This window comes from Glutamicibacter sp. 363 (assembly GCF_052379505.1).
Lineage (GTDB): Bacteria > Actinomycetota > Actinomycetes > Actinomycetales > Micrococcaceae > Glutamicibacter.
The window spans coordinates 1-26,723 of sequence record NZ_JBQSYR010000023.1; the positions used below are offsets into that span (position 1 = coordinate 1).

Genomic DNA, 26,723 nt, shown 5'->3' on the forward strand with positions numbered 1-26,723 from the left:
AAGTGGTGCGGGGGTTGGTGTGGGGGTTCTGCCTGGTGGGGTGGAGCCCCTTTTTGCACTTTAACGGTGAGGACCCATAGTCCATACTGAGTGTCTGCCCACATTGCTCCAGATTCTTATGGTAAGGGCAGTTGGCTCCCGTAGACTTGATATAGATGTACATGCCGGACGGCATGGTGAATAGTAAATAGTGAAGTGCATCGCAAATGCGATCACGAAGGTTGCGGTTTTGAGATAGCCGCTGAAGGGGACATTACATGTCTAACGAATTCCGCCGTAGTTCCGAACGCGGACAGGGCGACTTCCGGAACTCAGAATCAAACCGCAACAATTCGCGCGATGGCTTCAAGCGCACTGAAGATAACCGTAGTGGTGGCTTCAAGCGTGATGATAACCGCGGTGGCGGCTTCAAGCGTGATGACAACCGCGAAGGCGGCTTCCGTGGCGGTCGCGATGACAACCGTGGTGGCTTCAAGCGTGACGATAACCGCGGTGGCGGCTTCAAGCGTGACGATAACCGCGAAGGCGGCTTCCGTGGCAGCCGTGACGATAACCGTGGTGGTTTCAAACGCGATGACAACCGCGGTGGCGGCTTCAAGCGTGACGATAACCGCGAAGGCGGCTTCCGTGGCGGTCGCGATGACAACCGTGGCGGCTTCAAACGCGATGACAACCGCGGTGGTGGCTTCAAGCGTGACGATAACCGCGGTGGCGGCTTCAAGCGTGACGACAACCGCGAAGGCGGCTTCCGTGGCAGCCGTGACGATAACCGTGGTGGTTTCAAGCGCGATGACAACCGCGGTGGCGGCTTCAAGCGTGACGATAACCGCGAAGGCGGCTTCCGTGGCGGTCGCGATGACAACCGTGGCGGCTTCAAACGCGATGACAACCGCGGTGGCGGCTTCAAGCGTGACGACAACCGCGAAGGCGGCTTCCGTGGCGGTCGCGATGACAACCGTGGCGGCTTCAAACGCGATGACAACCGCGGTGGTGGCTTCAAGCGTGACGACAACCGTGGCGGTGGTTTCAAGCGTGACGACAACCGCGAAGGCGGCTTCCGTGGCAGCCGTGACGATAACCGTGGTGGTTTCAAGCGCGACGACAATCGCGGTGGCTTCAAGCGTGACGATAACCGCGGTGGTGGCTTCAAGCGTGATGACAACCGCGGTGGTGGCTTCAAGCGTGATGACAACCGCGAAGGCGGCTTCCGTGGCAGCCGTGACGATAACCGTGGTGGCTTCAAGCGTGACGATAACCGCGGTGGCGGCTTCAAGCGTGATGACAACCGCGAAGGCGGCTTCCGTGGCAGCCGTGACGATAACCGTGGCGGCTTCAAGCGTGATGACAACCGCGGTGGCGGCTTCAAGCGTGATGACAACCGCGAAGGCGGCTTCCGTGGCAGCCGTGACGATAACCGTGGTGGCTTCAAGCGTGATGACAACCGCGGTGACTTCCGAAGCAAGGGCGACCGCCCCGATCGCGGAAGCCGCTTTGACGACCGGGGACCAGAGGCACCTCGCGCTCACAACCCGGGCGACCTGCGAATCTCGAACCGCCCCGACCGTGAGCAGTCGCCAGAAATCGACGAGGACGTTACCGGTAAAGAGCTGGATCGCGTTGCACGCGCCCAGCTTCGCTACCTCGAAGAGCGTTCGGCAAGCTGGGTTGCTAAGCACCTTGTAATGGCAGGGCGTCTGCTTGAAGAAGAACCAGAGCTGGCCTACGAGCACACACTGGCAGCTTCCCGTCGTGGCGGCCGTGTTGCGGTTGTCCGCGAAGCAGTTGGCATCGCTGCCTACCACGCAGGCAAATATGCTGACTCATTGCGTGAACTTCGCACTCACCGTCGGATCTCCGGTTCGGACTATAACCTGCCGTTGATTGCCGACTCGTTGCGAGGCCTGGGCCGTGCCGAAAAAGCTATTGAACTTGCTCACTCCGAGGAATGCGCGAATCTGGAAACCGCAGTGAAGGTCGAAATGCATATGGTTGCGGCCGGCTGCTTCGGTGACTTGGGACAACTGGATAAGGCCCTGTCGGAACTGGAGTCCTTGGAGCAGCTAGACTTCAACCGTGCTTATTCCTTCAGCCCTCGTTTGTTCACCGCCTACGCTGATCTGCTTTCCGCAGCTGGACGTGGCGAAGAGTCAAAGCGCTGGTTTGCTCAGGTCGCTACTGCCGAGCGGGCCCTAGGCATCGAGGAAGAAACCGAATCCTTCATTGTGGATCTGGCTCCAGAGATGGACGAAGAGGATGAGCGTCCACGCGCCAAGGACGTTGTTGATGAAAACATCGTCGTCGTAGCTGATGAGGACGATGCTGTCGCAGAGGCCGACTCGGACGAAGCCGAGGAAGACGAAGTTGATGCCAAACTAGACGGCATTGACGAAGACGCCTCAGTTGCCGAGCAGACCGGCATCGATGAAGAAGACGCACTGGTCGAGGTTCAAGCCGAAGAGGCCGACGCCGAGATCGAGACCGAAACCGACTCCCAGAAGTAGGAACTAGTACCGAATGCTGATCTCCGGATTTGATTCTGTGCTTTCCGACCTCGATGGCGTCGTCTATGCGGGTCCCAATGGGATCCCCGACGCCGTCGAGTCGTTGAATGCACTAGCCGAAGTAAACGTCGCCCTGGCGTTCATCACCAATAATGCGGGGCGGTCGCCGATGTCGGTCGCGGCCCACCTGCGTCAGCTTGGTGTGAAAACCGGTGCTGAGCAGGTTTTCGGTTCTGCCGATGCCGGCGCCGAAATGCTGGCACGCGAATTGAACCCGGGCAGCAAGGTCCTAGTGGTCGGGTCCCCGTATCTGCGTGAATGCATTGCGGTGCGGGGACTGGAAGTCGTCGAATCGCACAAAGACGAACCGGTGGCGGTGATCCAAGGCTTCGATCCTAACGTCGCATGGAACGATCTAGCCGAGGCAAGCTATGCCATCAACAACGGCGCCCAGTGGGTTGCCACAAACACGGATCTCACGATTCCGCGCGCCGAGGGCATCGCCCCGGGTAACGGTTCGTTGGTCCACGCGGTAAAACTGGCCACCGGCGTGACCCCACGTGTGGCCGGCAAGCCTGAATCCTATCTATTCTCCCGCGCCGCGGACCGACTCGATTCTCGGCGCCCATTGGTAGTCGGTGATCGTCTGGACACCGATATTCTCGGTGGATATCGGGCGGGGTTCTCAACCGCGCTGGTGCTGACCGGCGTAGATTCCCCGCGTACGGCGCTCGGGGCACCAGTAGCCGAACGCCCAAACTACTTGATTTCAAGCCTCGCGGACCTCTACCGGCCGTATCCGACGATCAAGGTCCTCGGGTACGGGGTTCAAGTCGGCGAGTCCGTAGCTAAGGTGGAAGGCGAATCCATTGAGGTCAACGGGAACGAATCGGACCTGAATGCCTGGCGGGCCGCGTGTCACGCATGGTGGCTGGCTCATTCGCGGCAGCAAGAACATGTCAGCCCAGAAATCCAATTCACCGCCCGCGGATTGGATACCCTGCGACGAGCACAGAGGTGAACGACGTGAACATGGAAACCCCTGGGTCCAAGCCGGTAGTCCACATTGACGACCAGCGGGTAGACGCAACATTATCCTCGCTGGCGCAGCAGGATGTGATCGCGCACGCCGCAGTTTACGAGCAGCTGCTCGATTCCCTCCAAGCCGAACTCAATTCCACGGAGCTCCACGGATGAACCGACTAGATCAGGAACTTGTTTCTCGATCTCTGGCCCGTTCGCGCACCGAGGCCGCAAAGCTCATCGAGGCCCGCCGGGTGCTGCTCGATGGAGTGTGCGTCACCAAGGCTGCTAAAAAAATTCCGATCACGGCCAGGCTCGATGTGCTGGCCAGTATCGGCGAAGAATACGTTTCCCGAGCCGGGCACAAGCTTGCCGGAGCACTAGATGTGTTTACGACCGTCGACCCAATGTCTATGCGCTGTCTCGATGCCGGAGCTTCGACCGGCGGGTTCACCGATGTGCTATTGCGCCGCGGGGCTAAGCACGTAGTGGCAGCCGATGTTGGGCATGGCCAGCTCGTCGATCAGATCCGCCAAGACCGACGGGTTTCGGTTTTTGAAGGGCTTAACGTTCGTTATCTGAAACCCGAAGATATCGGGGGAGAAGTCGACCTTGTAGTGGCAGACTTGTCCTTCATCTCCTTGCGCTTGGTGATCGCTGCGCTTGCGGGAGCGACACGCGCGGGCGGTTCCTTGATGTTGATGGTCAAGCCGCAGTTTGAAGTTGGCCGAGACCACTTGAACCGCACCGGTGTGGTTTCATCTCCCGAACTACGCCGCAGCTCCATCGAAGGTGTTGTGAAATCCGCGCAGGAAGCCGGGCTGGAGCTTTGCGGAGTAGCCCGCAGCCCGCTGCCCGGACAAGACGGCAACGTTGAATTCTTCCTCTGGCTCGGAAAAGTTCCAACCGGTCATCAACAATCGGTCAGTGAAACCGAAATGTGGGACGCGGTTGACTACTCTTAGAAGTGACTTGCTTGTGCGGTGACATACTCAGCGCCAAGCGCATAGCTCGAACCAGAGAGGGGCAGCCTGCCTTGCGACGCATTCTAGTTTTCACCCACACCGGGCGCCAAGAAGCGATCGCCGCGGCCATCGAAACCTGTGGGTTGCTCGATGCGGCAGGTGTGATGCCGGTAATGCGTCAAAAGGATCACGAAGCAGTGCTCGATGCCAGCCACGGGCTGCAGGTTCCGATGGAGATCTTGGACCAGGACTGCACCATCGATGAGGTGGATCTGGGCGTAGTCCTTGGCGGCGACGGGTCGGTGCTGCGCGCCGCGGAACTGGTCCGCCAAGCGCCGTTGCCATTGGTCGGCGTGAATCTAGGGCATGTCGGTTTCCTTGCGGAGGCCGAGCGCTCCGAGCTGGCGAGCACCGTACGGGATCTCGTTTCAGGTGCATATTCCGTCGAAGAGCGGATGACCATCGAGGTTAAGGTGTGGTTGGACAATGTCTGCCTGGCCGAAACTTGGGCGCTGAATGAAGCCGCCGTTGAAAAAGCCAATCGTGAACGCATGATCGAAGTGGTAATCGAGGTAGACGGTCGACCGATCTCCACATTCGGCTGCGATGGCGTCGTGATGGCTACCCCCACCGGATCTACCGCCTATGCGTTCTCGGCTGGAGGCCCGGTAGTTTGGCCAGAGGTTGCCGCGCTGATTATGGTCCCGATTAGTGCGCATGCGCTGTTTGCCAAACCGCTGGTGGTTTCCCCGGACTCGGTTATGGCTGTGGAGACGCTCACTCGTTCAGAGGCCGGTGCGGTGCTGTGGTGCGACGGGCGTCGTACCATCGACCTGCCTCCGGGTGCACGCATCGAGGTTACGCGCAGCGAAATACCGGTACGCATGGCTCGTTTGAACACCACTCCTTTCTCCGAACGTCTGGTGAAGAAGTTTGAATTGCCCATTCAGGGTTGGCGTGGGCCTGCCGACGAGGACGATCGTCGTCCGGCGACCACCGCGCTGCAGGTGACCGGCCCGGGCTTTCAAAGCATTGAGCCGCACCACAAGGACGAACCAAGCATCCCCTTGATAGCACGTGACGAAACTAAGCAGTAGGAAACACGACCCGCAGCAACGATATTAGAACAAACTTACGATTGAGCAAGTACTATTAGGACGAGAACTGGAACGCATGAACTAGAACGACCGGGAGCGGGCTATGATTCAGGAAATTTCGATCTCCAACCTTGGCGTGATCACTAAGGCGACCCTGCCACTGGGGCCGGGGTTGACGGTAGTCACCGGTGAAACGGGTGCGGGTAAGACCATGGTCATCACCGCCTTGTCACTATTGCTTGGACGGCGGGCCGATGCAGGAGCCGTGCGAAACGGCGCCAAGCATGCGCTGGCCGAAGCGGTCGTGCATCTGGAGCCCGACAATCACGTACTTGAATCCGCCACCCATGCCGGCGCGTTTGTGGACGAGGTGGGGGAGAAGAGCGAACTGATCCTCACTCGGTCGCTGTCCGCGCAGGGGCGCTCGAAGGCGACTGTCGGAGGGCGAAGCGCTCCGGTAGGTCTGCTGGCCGAATTGGGCCAAGAGCTTGTCGCGGTGCATGGCCAGTCCGATCAGATCCGTCTGAAGGAAGCCGGCGCGCAGCGCGACGCACTGGACCGTTTTGCTGGCTCGGCCCTTGCCCGCACGTTAAGCAGCTATCAGCGCACCTATCGGCAGTGGCGCGCCGCCAGCAAGGAACTCTCGGCGCTGAAGCAAGACTCGCGAGATCGGGTGCGCGAAGCCGAAAATCTACGACTGGCTCTCGACGAGATCGATTCGCTGGAGCCAATGCCGGGCGAAGACGAACAACTGCGCGAAACCGCAATCAAGCTGGGCAATGTCGAATCGCTGCGTAGCGCCAGCCAGCAGGCCCGCGCGATCGTCGACAGCGAAGATTTTGAGACCCCCGGGATCACCACCCTGGCCGAATCCGCTCGCGGTGTGCTCGCGCAGTCAAGCGGCGATGATCCTGCATTGGCTGCATTTGCCGAGCGCGCCGCAGAATTGGGCATTCTCGCCTCTGAGCTCTCTAGCGATATGGCCAGCTATGTTTCGGACCTCGATGAAGAGGGGTCGGAGCGGCTGGCACTGATCGAATCCCGCCGCGCGGAACTGAACAAGCTGCTGCGCAAGTACGCACCGAGCATCGATGAGGTGCTTGCCTGGGCTGATGAGTCCCGACAGCGGCTGGAGCAGCTTGGTTCCGATGACACCCGCATCGAGGAGCTCGAAAGCACGGTGGTCGAGCTGGAGCAGAAGGCTGCGTCGCTGGCTACCGAACTTTCCGAGTCTCGTCGTAAGGCGGCCGCAAAGCTCTCCAAGCGGGTCAGTGAGGAATTGACGGCGTTGGCCATGCCGGATGCGAGGCTCTTTGTTGAGATCAGTGAATTGCCTGAGCTTGGTGCCTACGGCCAAGACCAGATCGAGATGCTGCTTGCTCCGCACGCCGGCGCCTCGCCGCGGCCGCTGGGCAAGGGGGCCAGTGGAGGCGAACTCTCACGCGTCATGCTTGCCATCGAGGTGGTGCTCGCCGCGGTCGACCCGGTGCCAACCTTCATCTTCGACGAAGTCGACTCGGGCGTGGGCGGCAAGGCGGCGGTAAGCATTGGTGAGAGGTTAGCCATGCTGGCCCGCCATGTGCAGGTCATTGTGGTCACACACCTGCCTCAGGTCGCCGCTTACGCAGATCGCCATATCCGGGTGATCAAGACCTCAAATGGAAAATCCGCAGCCGGTGCAGGGTTTACCGCCAGCGATGTAATCACCTTGGACGAGTCCGAGCGTGTGCGCGAATTGGCGCGTATGTTGGCAGGTCAGGAGGATTCCGATACCGCGCAGGCGCATGCCGAAGAGCTGCTCGCCGACGCGCGAAAGATGGTCGACGCCCTGGTGACGAAGAGCGCACGATAGATTGCGGAAACGGACTTTGGCATCGCGGTTGCGTGTCGTAGAGTTGCAAAGTGGATGGTCGGTATTCGCGCAAGCGAGCAATGGTGATAGGATGAAATCCCGTGGTGCAGCGTAATTTAACTCGTGATTCTCGGTCGTCTGAAACGACAAAGCATATCTTCGTCACCGGCGGTGTGGCCTCCTCCCTGGGTAAGGGATTGACGGCATCCAGCCTTGGACATCTACTTCGAGCTCGTGGTCTCTCAGTGACCATGCAGAAGCTCGATCCGTACCTGAACGTCGATCCAGGTACAATGAACCCCTTCCAGCACGGTGAAGTCTTCGTTACCGACGATGGCGCAGAAACCGACCTGGACATTGGCCACTATGAGCGTTTCCTGGATGAAAACCTTCCAGGCAGCGCGAATGTGACCACCGGCCAGGTTTACTCAACCGTTCTGGAACGCGAACGTCGCGGCGAATACCTGGGCGATACCGTTCAGGTCATCCCGCATATCACCGATGAGATCAAACGCCGCATGCGTTTGGCCGCCACCGAACCCGGTGCCGGCAAGTCCGCCCCGGACGTGATCATCACCGAAATTGGTGGCACCGTCGGAGATATCGAATCCCAGCCATTCCTTGAAGCGGCCCGCCAGGTCCGCCAGGATATCGGCCGGAAGAACGCCTTCTTCGTGCATGTCTCCCTCGTTCCATACATCGGTCCAAGCCATGAGCTGAAGACCAAGCCAACTCAGCATTCGGTGGCAGCCCTGCGCTCCATCGGCATTCAGCCCGACGCTCTGGTGATCCGCTCGGACCGTGAAATCCCCGACGAGATGCGCGCCAAGCTCGGCCGTACCTGCGATGTGGAAACCGAAGCGGTCATTAGCTGCGCCGACGCGCCAAGCATCTACGAAGTTCCCAAGATCCTGCACTCCCAGGGCCTTGACGCCTATATCGTGCAGACCTTGGAGCTGAAGTTCCGCGACGTGGACTGGGAGGGCTGGGACCGCCTGCTGGACGTGGTGAACAACCCGAAGCATGAATTGACCATCGCCCTGGTGGGCAAGTACATCGATCTGCCAGATGCCTACCTGTCGGTTACCGAGGCGCTGAAGGCCGGTGGTTTCGCCAACGAAGCCAAGGTCAAGATTCGCTGGGTGCCATCGGATGATTGCGACACCGAAGACGGTGCACGCACGTCACTTGAGGGCGTCGAAGCGATCTGTGTCCCCGGTGGATTCGGCATTCGCGGTCTGGAAGGCAAGCTCGGAGCATTGCGCTTCGCTCGCGAAAACCAGATTCCGACCCTCGGCCTCTGCCTGGGGCTGCAGTCGATGGTGATCGAGTACGCCCGCAATATGGCCGACCTGCCAGGGGCTTCCTCGACCGAATTCGATCCAGAATCTTCCACCCCGGTCATCGCGACCATGGAAGAGCAGCTGAACATCGTTGACGGCAAGGGCGATCTTGGCGGCACCATGCGTCTGGGACTGTATGACGCAAAGCTCGCAGCAGGATCGGTTTTGGCCGAAACCTATGGCAAGACCGAGGTCGCAGAGCGACACCGTCACCGCTATGAGGTCAACAACGCCTACCGTGCGCAGCTCGAAGAAGCAGGTCTGGTCTTCTCCGGAACCTCCCCGGATGGCCAGCTTGTCGAGTTCGTGGAACTGCCTAAGGACGTACACCCGTACTACGTCTCCACGCAGGCCCACCCGGAACTCTCCAGCCGCCCAACTCGTCCGCACCCGCTGTTTGCAGGTCTGGTCGCCGCGGCGCTGGCCAAGCGCAACGCCTAAGCGAAACCCGGTTCTAAACCGTCTAAGGTAGTACCAGCAAGGTAATACCAATAGAAGGGCCCGTTCGCGTGGAACCACAACCGATAGCCGATGAACTTTCACCACGAGAGCTCATCGCCAGCGAAACCGTTTATGAAGGACGCATCTGGAATGTCGTCCACGACACGGTGCAGCTTTCGGATGATGGAACCCGCATCGAGCGAGACTACATCGTGCACCCTGGTGCCGTGTCGATTCTCGCCCTCGATGAGCGTGAACGGGTCCTTCTCGTTAACCAATACCGTCATCCGGTAGGCATGCGGCTATGGGAGCTTCCCGCTGGCCTGCTCGATGTGGCAGGCGAGCCGCCGCTGGACGGGGCGAAGCGCGAGCTCTGGGAAGAAGCCGATAGCACCGCGCAGACCTGGTCGGTGCTCACCGACGTGTTCCTCTCTCCGGGATCTTCCTCAGAGGCGTTGCGCATCTTCTTGGCGCGCGATGTGCAGTTGGTGCCGGCGGACCAACGCCATGCACGGACCGAAGAAGAAGCCGAAATCATCACCCGCTGGGTGCCCTTGGACGAGGCTGTTGCCGCAGTGCTCGCCGGGGAGATCCACAACCCCTCGGCGGTCGTCGGCCTGCTGGCAGCGCACGCGGCCCGAGCCACCGGTTATGCCTCGCTACGCGAGGCGAACAGCGCCTTCGAAGCGCACCCGGGGCTGCGCAGCAGAACCTCATCGTAGCGATGAGCAGTCCCGAGCGCGCCGCGGTACCAAGCCCGAAGTCCTCGAAGTTCGCTTCCGAGCTACGCCGCTACTTGCAGCATCTGGCCATCGAACGCGGACTGGCGAAGAATACGCTGGAGTCCTACCGGCGGGATCTGACCCGGTACCAAGAAGCGTTGGAAGCGCGCGGCATCACCGACCCGGCACGCCTCACCGAGAATGAGGTCAGCGGCTACCTGCAGCAGCTGGCCCGAGGGGATGCGGAACACCAGGCGCTGGGGGCGCGTTCGGTCGCCCGGCATACGGTGGCCATCCGGCAACTGCATAAGTATTGGGAGCTGGAGGAAATCTGCTCCCCGAATCCGGCCCGCGAGGTGCAGCCTCCGGCCGTCGGCCAGTCGCTGCCCAAGGCGATCAGTATTTCTGCCGTCACCCAGATCCTCGACTCGATCGCTCTCGATACCCCCGCGGGGTTGCGCGATCGGGCGATTCTCGAATTCTTGTACTCCACCGGGGCGCGCATTTCCGAGGTCGTCGCCCTGGACGTCGATGACCTGCACTTCGCCGCCGACGCGGTGGTGCGGCTGTTCGGCAAGGGCTCCAAGGAACGCGTTGTTCCGGTGGGCGGATATGCGCAACGCGCGGTGAGCGACTATCTGGTGCGGGCACGTCCGGGGCTGGCCGCCAAAGGCAAGGGCACTCCCGCGTTGTTCTTGAATCAGCGCGGCGGGCGGCTCTCGCGCCAGTCGGTGTGGCTGATCCTGTCCAAGGCCGCCGAACGAGCCGGGATTCCAGGCGATGTTTCCCCGCACACGCTGCGCCACTCTTTCGCCACCCATCTGCTGGAGGGTGGTGCGGATGTGCGCGTGGTGCAGGAGCTGCTTGGCCATGCCTCGGTCACCACCACGCAGATCTACACGAAGGTCACCGTCGATTCACTGCGGGAGGCGTACCTCTTCGCGCACCCGCGTGTGAACTAGCGGTGCGGAGACCAGCGTGATGGTGACCCAGCCGCAACCCGTCGCGCTCTTGGCGCTGCTGCGCGAAGGCACCCGGGGCACCGAGCTGCTATTGGGACGCAAGCTGCGCGGCTTTGGGCAGGGGAACATCGTGCTGCCGGGAGGAAAGATCGATCCCGGGGAGTCTGCGCAGCACGCTGCGATGCGGGAGTTCCGCGAAGAGACCGGGGTTTGTGTGCAATCGGCAGATCTGACGTTCGCCGCCCGGGTGGCCTTTACTTTTCCGGCGAATCCGCGCGCGGATATGGACTGTGCGGTCTTCACTGCGCGAATCGCCAGCGGGATGCCCGTGCCCAGCGAGGAACTTGAACCGTTGTGGTTCCCTGTCGGCGAACTGCCGGTGAGGCAGATGTGGGAGGATTCCCCGCTCTGGCTCCCGGCCTTGGCTGCAGGGGAGCGGTTCACCGCGAAGATCATTCTGGCGGCGGATAATCTGGCGGTGCAATCGATCGATTTCGAGCCCTGGGGCTAGCCTATTTTCGACGCGTCGGATGGAAACGTGGATTGGGGCAGCGGAGAACCGGATCCGCGCGGATCGTGGCTTTCGGCTTCGAAAATCAGAAGGTCGCCCGGCTGGCAATCCAGGACCTGGCACAGCGCTTCCAGTGTGCTGAAGCGCACCGCCTTGGCACGTCCATTCTTCAGGACCGCAAGATTGGCCGGGGTGATGCCGATCCGCTCGGCCAATTCGCCGACCGCCATTTTGCGTCGGGCAAGCATCACATCGATATCCACTCGGATGGCCACTAAATCACCCCGCCCAACTCGGTGCGTAGCAGGGCCGCTTGGGCTTCGGTGCTCGCCGCCTGCGACAGCAGGTGGCGCAGCACCAAGACGATCAGGGCAATGCCCGCTAGCAGGACACCGAATCCGCCGACCAGGAGCACTACGCCGGGAGCCACCGCCTCGCCCGGGGCCATGATCGTCCCGAGGATGAATGTCAGCACCGCCCCGGAGGCAATTGCAGTGATGATGATGTTGACGAATTTGAATGAGGCGTGGGTGAAGACCGTTCCGCGGCGCACCCGGGCGACCAGTTTCCAGACGCAGACGCAGCAGATCTGAACGATCAGCAGGGCCAGTACCGCGTAGCTGAACAATGAGATGCGCAGGTAGGCGAACTCTGCTGGACGGTCCGCCAGCTCCATGGCCGCCAGGGGGATCATGAAGCATTGGATGAAGAGCGAGCCGAGGACTACCAGCCCCAGCACGATTCGCAACGCCAAAGTGCTCAATTTACCCATGTGACACTCTCCAATTGTCGCTTAGCGATGTATACCTATCGAAAAACAATAGACTGAACGTGCCGGAAACGCAAGAGCGGGGTCGGACCCGTAGGTCCGACCCCGCCGAATGAACCGTAGCTGCCCTAGGTGTTTACAGGGCGCGCTGCTCCGGGCCGTTGTATGCGGACAGCGGTCGGATCAGCGCGTTGGAGGCGCGCTGTTCGAAGATGTGAGCGGTCCAGCCGGTGATTCGCGCCGCGATGAAGATCGGCGTGAACATTTCGGTGTCGAAGCCCATCAGGTGGTAGGTCGGGCCCGCCGGATAGTCGAGGTTCGGCTTGATCGCCTTCGCCTCGTCCATCGCGGATTCCAACCCGTCGTACAGGCCGAGCATTTCGGAGCGATCGTAGTGCTCGATCATCTTATCCAGCGCGGCCTTCATGGTCGGCACGCGCGAGTCGCCATGCTTGTAGACGCGGTGGCCGAAGCCCATGACCTTTTTCTTTTCGGCCAGGGCTTGCTCCATCCACGTCTTGGCGCGGGCTGCGGCATCCTTGCGCGACTCGTTCTTGTCGATTCCGATCTCGTCGAAGGTGTGCATCACCGCCTCGTTGGCGCCGCCGTGCAGCGGACCCTTCAGGGCGCCGATGGCGCCGGTGACCGCCGAGTGCAGATCCGCGAGCGTCGAGGTGATCACTCGTGCGGTGAAGGTGGAGGCGTTGAAGGAGTGCTCCGCGTAGAGCACCATCGACACGCGGAACGCGTCGACGACCGCCGGGGCGGCTTCCTCGCCGAAGGTCATCCACAAGAAGTTCGCCGAGTAGTCCAGGTCCTCGCGCGGAGGTACCACTTCCTGGCCGCGGCGGCGGCGCTGATCGTAGGCGACGACCGCCGGGAAGGCGGCGAAAAGCTCTTTCGCCTTGCGCAGTTCCGCCTCGGGGGAGGAATTCTCCGCCTCCAGGTGGTTCGCGCCGATCACCGAGACGGCGGTGCGCCCGACATCCATCGGGTGGCAGTCGGTGGGCAGCAGGTCGATGGCTGCCTTCACCCGCGGATCGAGCGCACGATTAGCCCGCTCAAAGGCGCAGAATTCGGTCAGCTCCGACTCGCTGGGCAGCTCGCCGGTCCAAAGCAGCAACGCGACCTCTTCAAAGGACTTGTTCGCCGCGAGATCCTGCACGGGGTAGCCGCGGTAGAGCAGCGAGTTGGTGTCCGGATTGACCTTGGAGACGGCCGTGTAGTCCACGACGACCCCTGCTAGGCCCTTCTTGATTTCCTCGGTGGTGGTCATGAGTTCATCCTCTTCGTTGATGGATTCCCGTGCTAGAGGTTCGAGTTGTTGGTATCGATGTCCAGGGTGGGGACTTGGAAGTTGAAGATCCCGGTGTCGAACCGGTTGTACGCCTCGTAGTCGACAAGCTCGTAGAGGCGTGACCTAGTTAACATGTTATCCACTTCGCGCTCCTGAGTCCCATCCTCGCTGATTGCGTCGAGCACACGCTCGGCGGCGCCCATGGCGCTGCGCAGCAAGGTCACCGGGTAGATGATCAGCGCGACGCCCGCGTCGGCAAGCTCCTGGCGGTTGAACAGCTCGGATTTGCCGAACTCGGTCATATTCGCCAGCACCGGCACGTCGACCGCGTTGCAGACCGCTTCGAATTCCGCAACGTTCTTCATCGCCTCGGGGAAGATCGCATCCGCCCCGGCGTCGACCATCGCCTTGGCCCGGTCGATCGCCGCGTCCAGTCCCTCGACCGCGCGGATGTCGGTGCGCGCCATAATCAGGAAGTTTTCATCGATGCGTGCGTCCGCGGCGGCGGCGATGCGCTTGAGCATGGTGTCAGTGTCCACCACGTTCTTGCCGTCCAGGTGGCCGCAGCGCTTCGGGTTGAACTGGTCCTCGATGTGGCAGCCGGCCAGGCCGGCGTATTCGAGTTCCTGGATGCTGCGGGCCACGTTCATCGGCTCGCCGAATCCGGTGTCCGCGTCCACGATCGCCGGCAGGTCCGTCATCCTGGCGATCTGCCCGGCGCGGGTGGCCACCTCGGTCAACGAGGTCAGCCCGATGTCCGGCAGGCCCAGGTCGTTGGCGAGCACCGCGCCGGAGATGTAGACCCCGTCGAAGTTCTTCTCGCCGATCAGCTTCGCCGAGAGCGGGTTGAACGCCCCGGGGAACTGGCGGGCGGCACCCGGGGTGAGCATTTCGCGCAGCGCGACCCGCTTCGCGGCGGGGGTGAGAGTTGAGTACAGCATGTTAGAACAGGCCCTTCGGTGCGTTCGACTGGTCGATCACTCCGGTGGCGGCGACGATGTTCAGCTGTTCCAGCTCGCCGGCGCCGAGGTTTTCCAGGTTTTCGGCGGCCGCGATGAAGCGGTCGATCTCCTGCTCGTCGACCAGACCGGCAGCCAGGGTACGGAACTTGTTGACGTACTGCTCGCGGGCGAACGGGCGGGCACCCAGCGGGTGCGCGTCGGCAACGGCGATCTCATCGGTGATCACGGTGCCGTCGTTCAGCGTGATTTCGACGCTGCCGCCGAAGGCCTTCTCCGCGATGTCCAGCGAGTGGTAGCGGCGGGTCCATTCGGCATCTTCTTCGGTGGTGACCTTGTGCCACAGCTCGACGGTATCCGCGCGTCCGGCACGTTCCGGGGCGTAGGAGTCCACGTGGTGCCAGGCGCCGTCCTGCAGCGCGACGGTGAAGATGTAAGGGATCGAGTGGTCCAGGGTTTCGCGCGAGGCGGTCGGATCGTACTTCTGCGGGTCGTTGGCGCCGGAACCGATCACGTAGTGGGTGTGGTGGGAAGTCTTGATCAGCACCGAGGCCACGTTCTTCGGATCGGTGGCTTCCGGGTGCTCACCGTGCAGCTTGCGGGCCAGGTCGATCCAGGCTTGCGCCTGGTATTCGGCGGAGTGCTCCTTGGTGTAGGTGTCCATGATCGCGCGCTTGGCCTCGCCGGCCTCGGGCAACGGCACCTCGTAGGCGGCGTCCTTGCCATCGAGCATCCAGGCGATCACGCCGTCTTCGCCTTCGTAGATGGGGACCGGGGAGGTCTGCCCGCGCATTGCGCGGTCGGCGGCCTCGACGGCCATCTTGCCGGCGAAGGCCGGGGCGTGGGCCTTCCACGTGGAGATCTCGCCCTTGCGCGACTGGCGGGTGGCGGTGGTGGTGTGCAGGCCCTGGCCGACGGCCTGGAAGATCGTTTCCAGATCCAAGCCGAGCAGGGTGCCGATGCCGGCGGAGGCCGAGGGGCCCAGATGGGCTACGTGGTCGATCTTGTGCTTGTGCAGGCAGATCGCCTTGACCAGGTCGACCTGGATCTCGTAGCCGGTGGCGATGCCGCGGATCAGATCCTTGCCCGAGGCCCCGGTGTGCTGGGCGACGGCGAGGATCGGCGGGATGTTGTCGCCCGGGTGGGAGTATTCGGCCGAGAGGAAGGTGTCGTGGTAGTCCAGCTCGCGCACGGCCACGCCGTTGGCCCAGGCCGCCCATTCGGGGGAGACCTTCTCGGTGATGCCGAAGACGTTGGCGCCCGCCCCGCCGGTGGACGGCGCGTGGGCCAGTGCCTGGGTGCGGGCGGCGATGATCGGGCCGCGGTTCAGCGAGGCGATGGCTACCGAGGCGTTGTCGATGATGCGGTTGATGATCATGTCGGTGACCTCGGCGGTGACCTCTACCGGGTCGACCGCCACGGTTGCGATCTTGTGGGCAAGCTGATCCTCGCGGGCCAGATTTTCCTCGGAGCGGTAAACGCGAACTGGATGATTGATCATGGTGTCCTTTCAGAGGCGACCGCGTGGGTCATGATGTGTTCAAAGGATTGGTGCAGGTGCACGGTGGTGGCCGCCGCGGCGACCTCGGATTTGCCCGAGGCGATGGCCCGGGCGATCGCCGCATGCTCTCCGGCGGATTGCTCTAGCCGTTCGGGGTTGTCCTTGGCCAGCCGGCGCACCCGTTGCAGGTGGACGCGCAGCGTGCGCAGCGCGTTGGACAGGTAGGCGTTATTTGCTGCGTCGTCGATCATTTCGTCGAGTTCGCCCACCAGCTCGTAGTAGCCCTCGGTGGGGGTGCTTGCACGCAGCTGCCTAGCGGCCGTTTCGAAGCGCCGCGCCAGCTCGGCGAAGGCCTCGCTCTGGCTTGAGCGGGCCGCGAGCCGCGCGCTTTCGCACTCCAGCGCCCGGCGCAAGACGAACAGGTCCTCGACGTGGGATTCGGAAACCTCGGAGACGATCGCACCGCGCCCGCGCTGCTGCACCGCCAGCCCGTCGGCAACCAAGCGGGCCAGGGCTTCACGCACCGGGGTTCGGGAGACTCCGAGCCTGGCCGACTGCTCCACCTCGGCGAGCACCGTGCCCGGTGACAAGCGCCATTCGACGATGTCTCGGCGCAGGCTCTCGTAGACCTTATCGCTTGCTTTCATGGTTCGATTGTATACACGAATAGCAAAAAAGCGACAGTAGGTCCGAATACTTTTCGTTAAATAACGAGAAATGTATACATAAGACTTGCGAACATGTGACTGCGCTCATACGCTTGGAATCGAAGCTACCGCACAGCCGCCGGGTGATGACGCCCGGCCCCAGGAGGGAAACATGGCACAGGAATACCGTCAGGCCTTTGAACTGGCCGCTACCGATCCGGCCGCGTTCTGGCTCACCGCCGCACAAGATGTCCAATGGGATAGCGAACCCACCCAAGCCGTCGACGACTCGAAGGCGCCGTTGTACAACTGGTTCCCGGACGGCGAGCTTAACCTGTCGGCCAATGCGCTGGATCGGCATGTGGCTGCCGGGCGCGGAGACGCCACGGCATTGGTCTACGACTCGGCAATGCTGGGGACGAAGACCGAGTACAGCTACAGCGAACTGCTTCGCGAGGTGGAAATCTTCGCCGGCGTGCTCAAATCCCGTGGGGTGGAAACCGGGGACCGCGTACTGATCTACCTGCCGATGATCCCGCAGGCGGCCATCTCCATGCTCGCCTGCGCGCGGCTCGGTGCGGTGCACTCGGTGGTCTTCGGCGGATTTGCGCCCAAGGAACTGGCCGCGCGCATCAACGACTGCGCGCCGGTCGCCATCGTCACCGCCTCCGGCGGCATCGAACCCTCGCGGCATATCGAATACCTGCCGGCCGTCGCCGAAGCGCTGGCGCTCGCCGACAAATCGGTGCGCGATGTCATCGTCGCCCACCGCGAAGGCTTTGCGCATGCGCCCGGTGAATACCAGAGCGCGGCGGGGGTGAACTGGCTGGATTGGGACGAGCTGGCCAAGCTCGCGCAGCCGGCCGGGCCGGTATCGGTTCCCTCCACGCATCCGCTGTACGTGCTGTACACCTCCGGGACCACCGGGGCGCCGAAGGGCGTGGTGCGCGATACCGGCGGCTACGCCACCGCGCTGCAATATTCGATGAATGCGATCTACGACGTGCACGCGGACGATGTCATGTTCACCGCCTCGGATGTGGGCTGGGTGGTGGGGCACTCCTACATCGTGTATGCCCCGCTGATCGCCGGGGCCACCTCCGTGCTCTACGAGGGCAAGCCGATCGGCACCCCGGACGCGGGCGTGTTCGGGCGCATCATCGAGGACCACAAGGTCACCACGATGTTCACCGCGCCGACAGCCCTGCGCGCGGTGCGCAAGGCGGATCCCTCCGGAGCCATGATCGCCGCCCACGACCTGTCCACGCTGCGCGCGCTCTTTGTCGCCGGTGAGCGGCTGGACCCGGACACCTACCATTTCGCGGTGGATCTGTTGGGAATCCCGGTGGTGGATAACTGGTGGCAGACCGAAACCGGCTGGCCGATCGCCTCGAACCCGCTGGGGTTGGAGGAGCTGAGCGCCAAGGCCGGCAGCCCGACCACCCCGGTCCCCGGATTTAACGTGGAGATCCGCGACGCACTGGGTGATCAGGTGCCCGCCGGTGCCGAGGGGAACATCGTGATCAAGCTGCCGCTGCCGCCGGGCGCGCTGACCACCCTGTGGGGCAACGACCAGCGGTTCATCGACACCTACCTGAGCCAGATCGAGGGCTTCTACCTGACCGGCGACTCGGGTTTCCTGGACGAAGACGGGTATCTGTTCGTGATGGGCCGCACCGATGACGTGATCAACGTGTCCGGGCACCGGTTGTCCACCGGGGCGATGGAGCAGGTGCTGGCGAGCCATCCCGCGGTCGCCGAATGCGCGGTGATCGGCATCAGCGACGCGCTCAAGGGGCAGCGGGCCAGCGGCTACGTGGTGCTCAAAACCGGCGTCGACACCGATGAGGAGACGCTGAAGAAGGAGATCGTCGCGCTGGTGCGCCAGCATATCGGCCCGGTCGCCGACTTCCGCGAGGTCACCGTCGTCGCCGGACTGCCCAAAACCCGTTCGGGCAAGATCCTGCGCAAGACCATGCGGCAGATCGCGGACGGCAAGGACTACACGGTGCCCTCGACCATCGAAGACCCCACGGTGCTCGATGACCTGACCCGGTACCTGCGTCCGCAGGCCTAGCCCGGAACCCTCCAGCGGTTAACGCTGCAAGGGCCTGGGCCCGCAGAAATTCTGCGGGGCCAGGCCCTTGGTTGTGCGGCGGATAAAGTCCTAAGACGAGCACCACCGAGATCGCTATCCAGGCTGCGCAGTCGGTCACCATTTGCCTCTGGAATCACAGCGAATCGTGCCGAACGCTGCGACGGAAGCTGGCGGAAACCTTATTCCGCCACGGACGGCGCTAGCTCGAATTGTGCCGGTATTCGAATTCCGGCCGCCCGCGGGTGCCGTGCCTAGGTTGCTTCACCGCCGAATTGGCCATCGCCAGATGCTCCAAGTAGCGGCGCGCCGTCACCCGCGAGAGCCCCAGTTCTTCGCCGAGCTCGGTGGCCGAGAAAGCTCGGGCGGGGCTGGCTGCCAGATGGGTGCGCACCTGCTCCAGGGTTTGGCTGATCAGCCCCTTGGGCAGGGACACCGAGGCGCTGGTGGTGCGCAGCGCGGAAAATGCGGTATCGATGGAGGCCTGCGAGGTGGAGGAGCCGGTGGACTGCATGGTGGCGATGAACGCCCGGTGGTTTTCGAGTTTTTCGGCAAACACCGCGAAGCTGAAGGGCTTGATCAGGTACTGGGTGATACCGGTGGCCACCGCCGAACGCACTACCGCCAGGTCCCGCACCGCGGTGATCGCGATGATGTCCAGCGTGTAGCCGCGACCCCGCATGCGCCGGGCCACGTCGATGCCGTGCAGATCCGGCAGGGTCATATCCAGCAGGACCAGATCATAGGGCGTGCCGGCGGCGTGCGCCTCGGCCAGCAATTGCAGGGCGCCGTGCCCATTGGCCGCGATGGCTCCGGTGCGGAAGCCCGGCACCCGATCCACATAAGTGGCGTGGGCGCGTGCGGTTTCCGGTTCGTCGTCGACCACCAGCACCAGGAATTCGGCGGTCGGCTCGGTGTGGCTCACGCGTGCTCCTCCTTGGGCGGTACCGGCAGGGTGACGGTGAAGATCGCACCGGCGTCGTTGTCTATCGTCATTGTTCCATGAAGCCGCGCCACCGCCTGCTGGACGAGGGCCAAACCGAGCCCGCGCGGTGCGCTGCCCTGCTTGGTGCTCACCCCGAAGCGCAGCAGGTTCTCCAAGAATTCGGGTTCGATGCCCGGGCCGGAGTCGGCCACCGCGATGATGACCTCGTCCTCAAGGGCGGTGACCTCCACCCAGACGGTGGATTCCGCGGTGCCCACCGAGACGTCCAGCGCATTGTCGAGCAGGTTGCCCACGATGGTGACGATGTCCGTGGCGTGGAAGGTGTCCGGACGCACCACGCCTTCGGCGCTGATGCTCAGCGTCACCCCGCGCTCGTGCGCCTGGGCGGACTTGGCCACCAGCAAGCTGGAGAGGTACACATCGTCGATATTGCGCACGATCGCGTCGGTGAGCGCCTGGGAGTGCTGCCGATCGTCGACCGCGAAGGCCAGCGCCTTGTCCGAGCTGCCGTTCTCGATGAGGGTGGCGATGGTGTGCAGGCGGTTTGCATGTTCGTGGGTTTGCGCGCGCAGGGCGGTGGAGAAGGTCTTCAGCGACTGCACCTCGCCGGTCAGCTCCTGTACCTCGGTCAGATCCCGCAGGGTGAGCACCTGCCCGGTGGGCGGCTGCACGCGCAGCCAGCGCAAGGGCAGGCGGTAGCGGCCGGGCAGCTGGGTGCCGGTCAGCCGGGCGTTGCTCTGCGACACGGCGAGCACCGATCCGTGGCCCAGATGGATTTCATCGCGGGCGGCTCGGCCGCCGGCCATCAGCTCGCGCAGGGTGTCGGGCAAGCCGGCGTCGGCCAATTCCAACCCGCCGGACGGGGTCTGCGCCGGAAGCTGCAGCAGCCGGGCCGCCTCGGAGTTGTAGAGCACGATGCGGTGCTTGCGATCCAGCAGGATCAGCCCCTCGCGGACCGAATGCAGTGCGGAGAAGTAGAAGGCGTAGAGCCGGCGCAGCCCGTGCGGGCCGAAGCCGAGGGTGGCGCTCTGGATGTACCGGGAGAAGGACCAGGAGGTAAAACCGGCCAAGAGCAGGGCGAAGAGCGAAACCAGCAGGATCTGCGGGAGCTCCTCGCGGTAGAGCACCTGCAGGCTCTCCAGGGTGATGCCGGTCGCGACCATGCCGACCAGGGTGCCGTCCGCGGCGTAGACCGGGGCGATGGTGCGCACCGAGCGGCCGAGGGTTCCCACCGCTTGCTCCGAATAGACCTGCCCGCGCAGCGCCTGCGAGGTGGAACCGGAATAGCGTTTGCCCAGTTGTGCTGGATTCGGGTGGGTCACGCGCAGCAGGTCCGGTGTCATGATCGTGATGAAATCTATCGTCGGCGCGTGGGACAAGATGTCCTGGGTGTAAGGCTGCAAGCCGGCGCCGGGGTCCGGCTGCTGCAAGGCGTCTACCACAAACGGGTCGTTGGCCAAGGTGGTGGACACCGTGGCCACGGTCGATTGGCGTACATCGAGCACCACCCGGGCCTGCTGCTGGTAGGAAGCGATGCCCAGCCACACCACCACCACAATGACCAGCAGCATCTGCGCGGCGAATATTCGTGCGGCGAAGGACCAGCCGTCGCGGGTCAACGGGACCGGCGCATTGGCAGCGGCACCCTCCTGCGGGTTGCTGGCCATCTGGCTGACTCCTTCGTCGGGGAAGTTTAAGTTTCGGCTGTGTGAACAATATGAACGCAATAGAGAGGCGGATCACTTTGGCGCGCACGATGGGACAAGAACGATTTTACGCGCCAGCCCGATAATGACGTTGAGCTGGCCCCTCGGCATATTAAGGCTGGAATCTCCATGGCTGTCACAGAACAAGTTCCGCAGGACCCTGCGTCGCAGGCACCGGTCAAGAAAAAGGACCGCACCCACTGGCTCTACATCATGGTGATCGCCGCCGTGGTGCTCGGCGCGGCCGTCGGGCTGATCGCCCCGGACCTCGGCAAGGCGCTGAAGCCGCTGGGCACCGGCTTCGTTGCGCTGATCAAGATGATCATCGCACCGGTCATCTTCTGCACCATTGTCCTAGGCATCGGCTCGATCGCCAAAGCAGCCACTGTGGGCAAGGTCGGCGGTCTGGCGCTGCTGTACTTCATGACCATGTCTACTTTCGCGCTGGCCCTGGGCCTGCTGGTGGGCAATCTGATCCACCCCGGCGAAGGCCTGGAGCTCAAGCCCTACGAGGCCGGTGCCGGAGGCGCCGAGAATCCGACCGTCGCCTTCTTGCTGGAACTGATTCCCGGTGATCTGCCGGTGCTGCCAACCCTGGTCCTGGCGCTCATCGTCGGCTTCGCCCTGCAGTCCATGGGCAAGTCGGGCGAGCCGGTGCTGAACGGCATCAAGAGCATTCAGCAGGTCGTCTTCCGCATTATGATGATGATCATGTGGGTTGCTCCACTGGGTGCCTTCGGCGCAATCGCCGCCGTGGTCGGCGCCACCGGCTGGGCCGCCATCGGCTCGATGGCCATCCTGATGGGCGCGTTCTACCTGACCTGTGCGGTGTTCATCGTGGTCATCCTCGGAACTATTCTGCGCCTGGTCACCGGCCTGAACATCTTCTCGCTGCTGAAGTACCTGGCCCGCGAATACCTGCTGATCTTCTCCACCTCGTCCTCCGAGTCGGCGCTGCCGCGCTTGATCGCCAAGATGGAGCACGTCGGTGTCTCGAAGCCGGTAGTGGGCATCACCGTGCCAACCGGCTACTCCTTCAACCTCGACGGAACCGCGATCTACCTGACCATGTCCGCGCTGTTCGTCTCCACCGCCATGGATATGCCGATGAACCTCGGCCAGCAGGTCGGCCTGCTGCTGTTCATGATCATCGCTTCCAAGGGCGCGGCCGGCGTCACCGGTGCGGGTCTGGCCACATTGGCCGCCGGACTGCAGGCGCACCGTCCGGAACTGCTTGGCGGCATGGGCGTGATCGTGGGCATCGACAAGTTCATGTCCGAGGCTCGCGCACTGACCAACTTCACCGGTAACGCGGTGGCCACCTTGCTGATCGGCAAGTGGACCAAGGAACTGGACATGGGGCAGGCCCGCGCGGTGCTTGCCGGCGACCGCCCGTTCGATGAGCTCTCCATGAATCCAGACGCCCACTAGTCTCGATTGATGCATAACCCAAAAAGTCCGCGGTTCCTCTAAAGAGGAACCGCGGACTTTTCGATGTTGGCGTGTTGTCTTTATGCCGCGGAATTCAGGGCAGCGGAATGACCAGGGCTCCGGCGAGAACTACGCGATTTCCGTCGGGATCCTCCAGCTGCAGGATATGCGCGCCTCCGCCCAATTGCGGACCCTGATGCGCGATTCCGGTCTCTAGCAGACGAGCGGCTTCCGCATCAAGGTCGGACTCATCGAGCACGATGGTCGAGTTGCCAGCACGGTCAGGTTCGGACCAAACCTGCACCCCGTAACCTACGCCAAGATGCCATTCCAGCAAGCCAGGCATGGGCCGGTGATCCGGTTCGCGACCGAATAAGACGGTGTACCACTCTTCGGCACGTGCAAGATCGGTGACCGTGCAATTGGCAAGTATTCCTTTGATCATGGCTCTGTCCTTCGTTGCTGGATTCTGCACCGTGGTGTTCCAGTCGAACACGGGAGCTGAACTGCTGCAAGCCTTTTGAGCCGGGCGGTTTTCAAACTACGGGATTGGATTCTCTTCGACCCGACGGCCAAGGAATGCTACGAGCCTTTCGATCGCCGGCGCATCATCTGCGATGGCCTGCACCGGATCGAAGCGCCCGGTTCGGGGCTGATCTGCGAGCTGGCGCCGAACGAACTGCAACGCTTGTTCGGCCAAGTCCTCTAGTGGCTCGAGTTGCTGGCCGGTGGCTTGGGCAAGATCCCAGCCGTGCGCGAGCAGGTCGTACATGCGTATCTGCAACCGCTCCTGTCCGGTGGCCGAACCCATGGGGCTCTGATAACTGCGTTCAAGGGCTCCGGGATGATCGAAGGCGGCGAGCAGCCGGGTGGACGAATCGAGGTAGGCGGCGAGCGGATCATCGCCCAGGACGTCGGTCGTGCGCTGCGGCGGTGACTGCTCGGTCATGAGGGCGGTAAAGACGAGGTTCATGCCGACCAGGTGCGCGATCAGCTCGCGCACCGTCCAATCGGTGCATGGGGTGGGCGCCGAGTACTCTCCGGACTCAGTGCCTTTGATGAGTTCCGCGACCGAGGAAAATGCGCGCTCAAGCTGTTTGACGGTTAGCTGCTGTGGTGTGCTCATGATTCCTCCAGATGATTCACATGGCCAGGTGGCGATGGGTGCGCGACATCCATAGATGAAGTTTCCCGAAGCAGTTTATCGATAACAACGCCAGAGGGCGGATGTTCTAGTGCGGAGATCGGGGAGTCGATGGGCTGACAGGCAATTATTTGGTGAAAGAATCGTGATGCAGCCATCGTCGAGCCTTGATTGCGAAGCACACCGGATTGAGCACTGAGCACATCGCCCTGCCGGCCGGTGCATGGGTGGCGAAATGCCCACGTGTTCTTCGGCTGCGGCTGGCCCGAGAGGCATTCAGCTCCCTTACAACATTTGAGTTAAGGTTCAAGGTAAAGGCTCGCCGTATGAGAACCGCAAACCCGAGAATTTTTGAACCGAACCGTTAACCTTTAACCAAGTACATCGTCCGATCCGAACGGGAAGTGTGGTTCACCCATCGTGAGCGAACAGCAGGGAAGCAAACAGCGCGGCACAGGAATGCTCAAGGAGCCCCGCCCGCTCGGTCCCACCGGTAAACCGCTAACCGAATTCCCGACCCCGCAAGAACTTCCATCGCACGGCCCGGCGCGGGTGATCGCGATGGTTAACCAGAAGGGTGGCGTGGGTAAAACCACCTCCACCATCAACTTGGCCGCCGCGCTCGCCGAATACGGCCGCAAGGTGCTGCTGGTGGACTTCGATCCGCAGGGTGCGCTCTCCGCAGGCTTCGGCATGAATCCACACGAGCTGGACATGACCGTCTACAACGTGCTGATGGACCGTAAAACCGATATCACCGATGCGATCCGCAGCACCGAGGTGGAGAATATCGATCTGTTGCCGGCCAATATCGATCTCTCCGCCGCCGAGGTGCAGCTGGTCAATGAGGTCGCTCGCGAGCAGGCGTTGGAACGCGCGCTGCGCAACGTGATCGACGACTACGACGTGGTGCTCATCGACTGCCAGCCCTCCCTGGGGCTGCTGACCGTCAACGCGTTGACCGCGGCGCACGGCGTGATCATCCCGCTGACCGCGGAATTCTTCGCGCTGCGTGCGGTGGCACTGCTGATGGAAACCATCGACAAGGTCAAGGACCGGCTGAACCAGGTGCTCGAGGTCGACGGCGTGGTGGCCACCATGTACGACGCCCGCACCCTGCACAGCCGCGAGGTCATGTCCCGCCTGGAGGAAGCCTTCGGGGACAAGCTCTTCGAGACGGTTATCAAGCGCACCATCAAATTCGCCGATGCCAACGTCGCCGCCGAACCGATTACCACCTATGCGGGCAATCACCCTGGCGCCGTGGCGTACCGGAATCTCGCGAAGGAACTGATCTACCGTGGTGGCGCCCCTTAATGAGCGCGCAGGCCACCGAAAAAACCGCCACCGACCCATCCGCCACGGATGAGACGGCTGGCGGTTTTCGGCTTGCACTGGAAAATTTCAACGGCCCCTTCGACGTGCTGCTGCACCTGATCACGCAGCGCGAAATGGACATCACCGAGGTGGCGCTGGCCGAGGTCACCGACGAATTCATCGCCTATCTCAAGGAGCTGCAGGGCGCCGGGGACGGGCTGAAGCTGCTCGACGAGACCACCGAATTCCTGGTGGTCGCCTCCACGCTGCTCGATCTCAAGGCGGCCCGGCTGCTGCCGCGCGGCGAAATGGCCGACGAGGAAGACTTCGAGCTGCTCGAAGCACGGGATCTGCTCTTCGCCCGGCTGCTGCAGTACAAGGCGTTTAAGCACGCCGCGGAATTCCTCGGGCAGCGCTACCACGAGGAATCGGCGCGCCGGCCGCGAGAGGTGTCGCTGGAGCCGCAATTCGCCGCGCTGCTGCCGGAGCTGATCTTCAACATCGGCCCGGAGAAATTCGCGCAGCTCGCCGCCACGGCTCTGATCCCGAAGCCAGAGCCGGTGACCGAGGTAGGGCTTTCGCACCTGCACGGGGCGAATGTCACCATCGGCGCCGAGGCGGAGGTGATCACCGCGATGCTCACCGAGCGCGGCACCTTGGATTTTGCGGCGCTGATCGCAGACACCAGCGAACAGTTGGTCGTGGTGGTGCGTTTTCTGGCATTGTTGGAGATGTTCAGGCAGAAGGTCATCGTATTCGCGCAACAGGATCCGCTGGGCCGGCTGGAGATTTCGTTGGCCGGCGAGCAGGACTTTGACGTCCAAGCGGTGCAAGATAGCTACGAGGGGAGTGCTGGTGAGCCAGATCATGAGTGAGATTGCACCCATCGACGAGCTCCCCGGAGGGCTCAAATCGGGGCTCGAAGCGGTGCTGATGGTCGCCGATTCGCCCGTATCAACGGCACGTTTGGCCGAAATCTTCGAGCTGCCGGTAGCCCGGATTGCCACCACCTTGGAAGAGCTGGCGACCGAGTATGATGGTAAAGATCGTCCGCGTGGATTTGAACTACGCCGTGTCGCCTCTGGCTGGCGCTTTTATACGCGGACCGATTACGCCGATTTCGTCTCCAGTTATGTGCTCGACGGGCAAACAGCACGCCTTTCGCAGGCCGCCCTAGAAACCCTGGCTGTCATCGCTTACCGACAGCCGGTCTCGCGTGGACGTATTTCGGCGATTCGAGGCGTTAACGTCGATTCGGTGGTGCGCACACTGCTGACTCGGGGGTTGATCACGGAGTACCCGGAAATTGGCGACGGCGGAGCGACGCTGTACCAGACTACCGAGTACTTCCTGGAACGACTGGGACTGGGCACGCTGGAGGAACTTCCGGCGCTCTCCCCGTATCTTCCCGGAGTAGCCGACCTTGAATCGCTCGATTCGGCAACCTACGACGATTAGGCATCCGCGTATATAACGGATGTCGACCGGACACCA

General features: G+C 62.6%; 25 protein-coding genes and 1 pseudogene. 16 read left to right on the plus strand and 10 right to left on the minus strand.

Translation table 11 applies throughout. The features are described 5' to 3' along the window. Positions 1 to 257: 257 nt before the first annotated feature. The 11 genes and pseudogenes from ACT3UA_RS13995 to ACT3UA_RS14045 all read left to right on the plus strand — a co-directional run. Positions 258 to 1,295: pseudogene (locus ACT3UA_RS13995) on the plus strand (hypothetical protein); the annotation flags it as partial. 387 nt (positions 1,296 to 1,682) lie between these two features. Continuing rightward, the gene (locus tag ACT3UA_RS14000) at positions 1,683 to 2,501 is read left to right on the plus strand and encodes a hypothetical protein (protein ID WP_255248356.1); all 819 of its coding nucleotides are present in this window, start codon (positions 1,683 to 1,685) and stop codon (positions 2,499 to 2,501) included. A gap of 13 nt (positions 2,502 to 2,514) precedes the next feature. After that, complete coding sequence (locus tag ACT3UA_RS14005; RefSeq protein WP_176484101.1) at positions 2,515 to 3,522, plus strand: HAD-IIA family hydrolase; 1,008 nt, start codon at positions 2,515 to 2,517, stop codon at positions 3,520 to 3,522. Between the two features lie 5 nt (positions 3,523 to 3,527). After that, positions 3,528 to 3,698, plus strand: coding sequence for a hypothetical protein (locus tag ACT3UA_RS14010; protein WP_176484100.1), 171 nt, complete (start codon positions 3,528 to 3,530; stop codon positions 3,696 to 3,698). Continuing rightward, a complete protein-coding gene (locus ACT3UA_RS14015) occupies positions 3,695 to 4,489 on the plus strand; it encodes a TlyA family RNA methyltransferase (RefSeq protein WP_096284242.1) in 795 nt (264 codons plus the stop codon). The genes ACT3UA_RS14010 and ACT3UA_RS14015 overlap by 4 nt, the downstream gene beginning before the upstream one ends. A gap of 71 nt (positions 4,490 to 4,560) precedes the next feature. Next, complete coding sequence (locus ACT3UA_RS14020) at positions 4,561 to 5,586, plus strand: NAD kinase (RefSeq protein WP_096284240.1); 1,026 nt, start codon at positions 4,561 to 4,563, stop codon at positions 5,584 to 5,586. A gap of 103 nt (positions 5,587 to 5,689) precedes the next feature. After that, positions 5,690 to 7,438, plus strand: a complete 1,749-nt coding sequence (gene recN, locus ACT3UA_RS14025; protein WP_444617000.1) for a DNA repair protein RecN — start codon at positions 5,690 to 5,692, stop codon at positions 7,436 to 7,438. 101 nt (positions 7,439 to 7,539) lie between these two features. Next, positions 7,540 to 9,222 (plus strand): CTP synthase, encoded by a 1,683-nt coding sequence (locus tag ACT3UA_RS14030; protein ID WP_096284236.1) that lies wholly within the window; start codon positions 7,540 to 7,542, stop codon positions 9,220 to 9,222. A gap of 68 nt (positions 9,223 to 9,290) precedes the next feature. Further along, positions 9,291 to 9,944: an NUDIX domain-containing protein gene (locus ACT3UA_RS14035; protein WP_444617002.1), complete on the plus strand. Its 654-nt coding sequence runs from the start codon at positions 9,291 to 9,293 to the stop codon at positions 9,942 to 9,944. Positions 9,945 to 9,946: 2 nt separating this feature from the next. Then, on the plus strand, positions 9,947 to 10,906 hold the full coding sequence (xerD, locus tag ACT3UA_RS14040; RefSeq protein ID WP_096284232.1) for a site-specific tyrosine recombinase XerD: 960 nt from the start codon (positions 9,947 to 9,949) through the stop codon (positions 10,904 to 10,906). 19 nt (positions 10,907 to 10,925) lie between these two features. Next, complete coding sequence (locus tag ACT3UA_RS14045) at positions 10,926 to 11,417, plus strand: 8-oxo-dGTP diphosphatase (protein WP_444617059.1); 492 nt, start codon at positions 10,926 to 10,928, stop codon at positions 11,415 to 11,417. On the opposite strand, the gene ACT3UA_RS14050 is transcribed toward ACT3UA_RS14045, so the two are convergent. The 6 genes from ACT3UA_RS14050 to ACT3UA_RS14075 form a co-directional block, all read right to left on the minus strand. Beyond that, positions 11,414 to 11,692, minus strand: a complete 279-nt coding sequence (locus tag ACT3UA_RS14050; RefSeq protein ID WP_255248355.1) for a helix-turn-helix domain-containing protein — start codon at positions 11,690 to 11,692, stop codon at positions 11,414 to 11,416. The genes ACT3UA_RS14045 and ACT3UA_RS14050 overlap by 4 nt on opposite strands. Continuing rightward, positions 11,692 to 12,189, minus strand: coding sequence for a DUF2975 domain-containing protein (locus ACT3UA_RS14055; RefSeq protein ID WP_096284228.1), 498 nt, complete (start codon positions 12,187 to 12,189; stop codon positions 11,692 to 11,694). Before ACT3UA_RS14055 ends, ACT3UA_RS14050 begins: the two co-directional genes overlap by 1 nt. A gap of 133 nt (positions 12,190 to 12,322) precedes the next feature. Then, positions 12,323 to 13,462 carry a bifunctional 2-methylcitrate synthase/citrate synthase gene (locus ACT3UA_RS14060; RefSeq protein ID WP_096284227.1) on the minus strand — a complete coding sequence of 380 codons (1,140 nt, stop codon included), beginning with the start codon at positions 13,460 to 13,462 and terminating at the stop codon, positions 12,323 to 12,325. Positions 13,463 to 13,494: 32 nt separating this feature from the next. After that, the gene (prpB, locus tag ACT3UA_RS14065) at positions 13,495 to 14,424 is read right to left on the minus strand and encodes a methylisocitrate lyase (RefSeq protein WP_096284225.1); all 930 of its coding nucleotides are present in this window, start codon (positions 14,422 to 14,424) and stop codon (positions 13,495 to 13,497) included. 1 nt (position 14,425) lies between these two features. After that, positions 14,426 to 15,943, minus strand: coding sequence for an MmgE/PrpD family protein (locus ACT3UA_RS14070; RefSeq protein WP_444617006.1), 1,518 nt, complete (start codon positions 15,941 to 15,943; stop codon positions 14,426 to 14,428). Then, the gene (locus ACT3UA_RS14075; RefSeq protein WP_096284221.1) at positions 15,940 to 16,590 is read right to left on the minus strand and encodes a GntR family transcriptional regulator; all 651 of its coding nucleotides are present in this window, start codon (positions 16,588 to 16,590) and stop codon (positions 15,940 to 15,942) included. Before ACT3UA_RS14075 ends, ACT3UA_RS14070 begins: the two co-directional genes overlap by 4 nt. A 172-nt stretch (positions 16,591 to 16,762) precedes the next feature. Here ACT3UA_RS14075 and ACT3UA_RS14080 point away from each other — a divergent pair, with 172 nt between their 5' ends. Then, entirely contained in the window at positions 16,763 to 18,667 is a 1,905-nt protein-coding gene (locus ACT3UA_RS14080; RefSeq protein WP_444617008.1) for an AMP-binding protein, read from the plus strand. A 220-nt stretch (positions 18,668 to 18,887) separates the two neighbouring features. On the opposite strand, the gene ACT3UA_RS14085 is transcribed toward ACT3UA_RS14080, so the two are convergent. Then, positions 18,888 to 19,610 (minus strand): response regulator, encoded by a 723-nt coding sequence (locus ACT3UA_RS14085; RefSeq protein ID WP_444617010.1) that lies wholly within the window; start codon positions 19,608 to 19,610, stop codon positions 18,888 to 18,890. Next, entirely contained in the window at positions 19,607 to 21,298 is a 1,692-nt protein-coding gene (locus ACT3UA_RS14090) for an ATP-binding protein (RefSeq protein ID WP_444617012.1), read from the minus strand. Before ACT3UA_RS14090 ends, ACT3UA_RS14085 begins: the two co-directional genes overlap by 4 nt. Before the next feature lie 168 nt (positions 21,299 to 21,466). Between ACT3UA_RS14090 and ACT3UA_RS14095 the strand changes: the two genes are divergently transcribed. Beyond that, complete coding sequence (locus ACT3UA_RS14095; RefSeq protein WP_096284213.1) at positions 21,467 to 22,768, plus strand: cation:dicarboxylate symporter family transporter; 1,302 nt, start codon at positions 21,467 to 21,469, stop codon at positions 22,766 to 22,768. 94 nt (positions 22,769 to 22,862) lie between these two features. Here ACT3UA_RS14095 and ACT3UA_RS14100 read toward each other — a convergent pair whose 3' ends face one another. Both ACT3UA_RS14100 and ACT3UA_RS14105 read right to left on the minus strand, forming a co-directional pair. Beyond that, entirely contained in the window at positions 22,863 to 23,213 is a 351-nt protein-coding gene (locus tag ACT3UA_RS14100; RefSeq protein ID WP_096284273.1) for a VOC family protein, read from the minus strand. 96 nt (positions 23,214 to 23,309) lie between these two features. Then, the gene (locus ACT3UA_RS14105; protein WP_444617015.1) at positions 23,310 to 23,894 is read right to left on the minus strand and encodes a TIGR03086 family metal-binding protein; all 585 of its coding nucleotides are present in this window, start codon (positions 23,892 to 23,894) and stop codon (positions 23,310 to 23,312) included. Between the two features lie 477 nt (positions 23,895 to 24,371). On the opposite strand from ACT3UA_RS14105, the gene ACT3UA_RS14110 reads away from it, so the two are divergent. From ACT3UA_RS14110 to scpB, 3 genes are read left to right on the plus strand one after another with little or no spacing between them, the layout of a single operon-like run. After that, positions 24,372 to 25,229, plus strand: a complete 858-nt coding sequence (locus tag ACT3UA_RS14110; RefSeq protein WP_176484102.1) for a ParA family protein — start codon at positions 24,372 to 24,374, stop codon at positions 25,227 to 25,229. Next, entirely contained in the window at positions 25,229 to 26,104 is an 876-nt protein-coding gene (locus ACT3UA_RS14115) for a segregation and condensation protein A (RefSeq protein ID WP_444617017.1), read from the plus strand. Before ACT3UA_RS14110 ends, ACT3UA_RS14115 begins: the two co-directional genes overlap by 1 nt. Further along, positions 26,097 to 26,687, plus strand: a complete 591-nt coding sequence (gene scpB, locus ACT3UA_RS14120) for an SMC-Scp complex subunit ScpB (protein ID WP_096284271.1) — start codon at positions 26,097 to 26,099, stop codon at positions 26,685 to 26,687. The genes ACT3UA_RS14115 and scpB overlap by 8 nt, the downstream gene beginning before the upstream one ends. The last annotated feature ends 36 nt before the right edge of the window (positions 26,688 to 26,723 follow it).

Bases quoted from the DNA above. Each gene is read 5' to 3' on its own strand.
- ACT3UA_RS14100 (WP_096284273.1), bottom strand. From the start codon at position 23,213: ATGATCAAAGGAATACTTGCCAATTGCACGGTCACCGATCTTGCACGT.
- ACT3UA_RS14095 (WP_096284213.1), top strand. From the start codon at position 21,467: ATGGCTGTCACAGAACAAGTTCCGCAGGACCCTGCGTCGCAGGCACCG.
- ACT3UA_RS14110 (WP_176484102.1), top strand. From the start codon at position 24,372: ATGCTCAAGGAGCCCCGCCCGCTCGGTCCCACCGGTAAACCGCTAACC.
- ACT3UA_RS14015 (WP_096284242.1), top strand. From the start codon at position 3,695: ATGAACCGACTAGATCAGGAACTTGTTTCTCGATCTCTGGCCCGTTCG.
- ACT3UA_RS14105 (WP_444617015.1), bottom strand. From the start codon at position 23,894: ATGAGCACACCACAGCAGCTAACCGTCAAACAGCTTGAGCGCGCATTT.
- ACT3UA_RS14055 (WP_096284228.1), bottom strand. From the start codon at position 12,189: ATGGGTAAATTGAGCACTTTGGCGTTGCGAATCGTGCTGGGGCTGGTA.
- ACT3UA_RS14075 (WP_096284221.1), bottom strand. From the start codon at position 16,590: ATGAAAGCAAGCGATAAGGTCTACGAGAGCCTGCGCCGAGACATCGTC.
- ACT3UA_RS14000 (WP_255248356.1), top strand. From the start codon at position 1,683: ATGGCAGGGCGTCTGCTTGAAGAAGAACCAGAGCTGGCCTACGAGCAC.
- scpB (WP_096284271.1), top strand. From the start codon at position 26,097: ATGAGTGAGATTGCACCCATCGACGAGCTCCCCGGAGGGCTCAAATCG.
- ACT3UA_RS14090 (WP_444617012.1), bottom strand. From the start codon at position 21,298: ATGGCCAGCAACCCGCAGGAGGGTGCCGCTGCCAATGCGCCGGTCCCG.
- ACT3UA_RS14045 (WP_444617059.1), top strand. From the start codon at position 10,926: ATGGTGACCCAGCCGCAACCCGTCGCGCTCTTGGCGCTGCTGCGCGAA.
- xerD (WP_096284232.1), top strand. From the start codon at position 9,947: ATGAGCAGTCCCGAGCGCGCCGCGGTACCAAGCCCGAAGTCCTCGAAG.
- ACT3UA_RS14115 (WP_444617017.1), top strand. From the start codon at position 25,229: ATGAGCGCGCAGGCCACCGAAAAAACCGCCACCGACCCATCCGCCACG.
- ACT3UA_RS14060 (WP_096284227.1), bottom strand. From the start codon at position 13,462: ATGACCACCACCGAGGAAATCAAGAAGGGCCTAGCAGGGGTCGTCGTG.
- prpB (WP_096284225.1), bottom strand. From the start codon at position 14,424: ATGCTGTACTCAACTCTCACCCCCGCCGCGAAGCGGGTCGCGCTGCGC.
- ACT3UA_RS14080 (WP_444617008.1), top strand. From the start codon at position 16,763: ATGGCACAGGAATACCGTCAGGCCTTTGAACTGGCCGCTACCGATCCG.
- ACT3UA_RS14005 (WP_176484101.1), top strand. From the start codon at position 2,515: ATGCTGATCTCCGGATTTGATTCTGTGCTTTCCGACCTCGATGGCGTC.
- ACT3UA_RS14070 (WP_444617006.1), bottom strand. From the start codon at position 15,943: ATGATCAATCATCCAGTTCGCGTTTACCGCTCCGAGGAAAATCTGGCC.
- recN (WP_444617000.1), top strand. From the start codon at position 5,690: ATGATTCAGGAAATTTCGATCTCCAACCTTGGCGTGATCACTAAGGCG.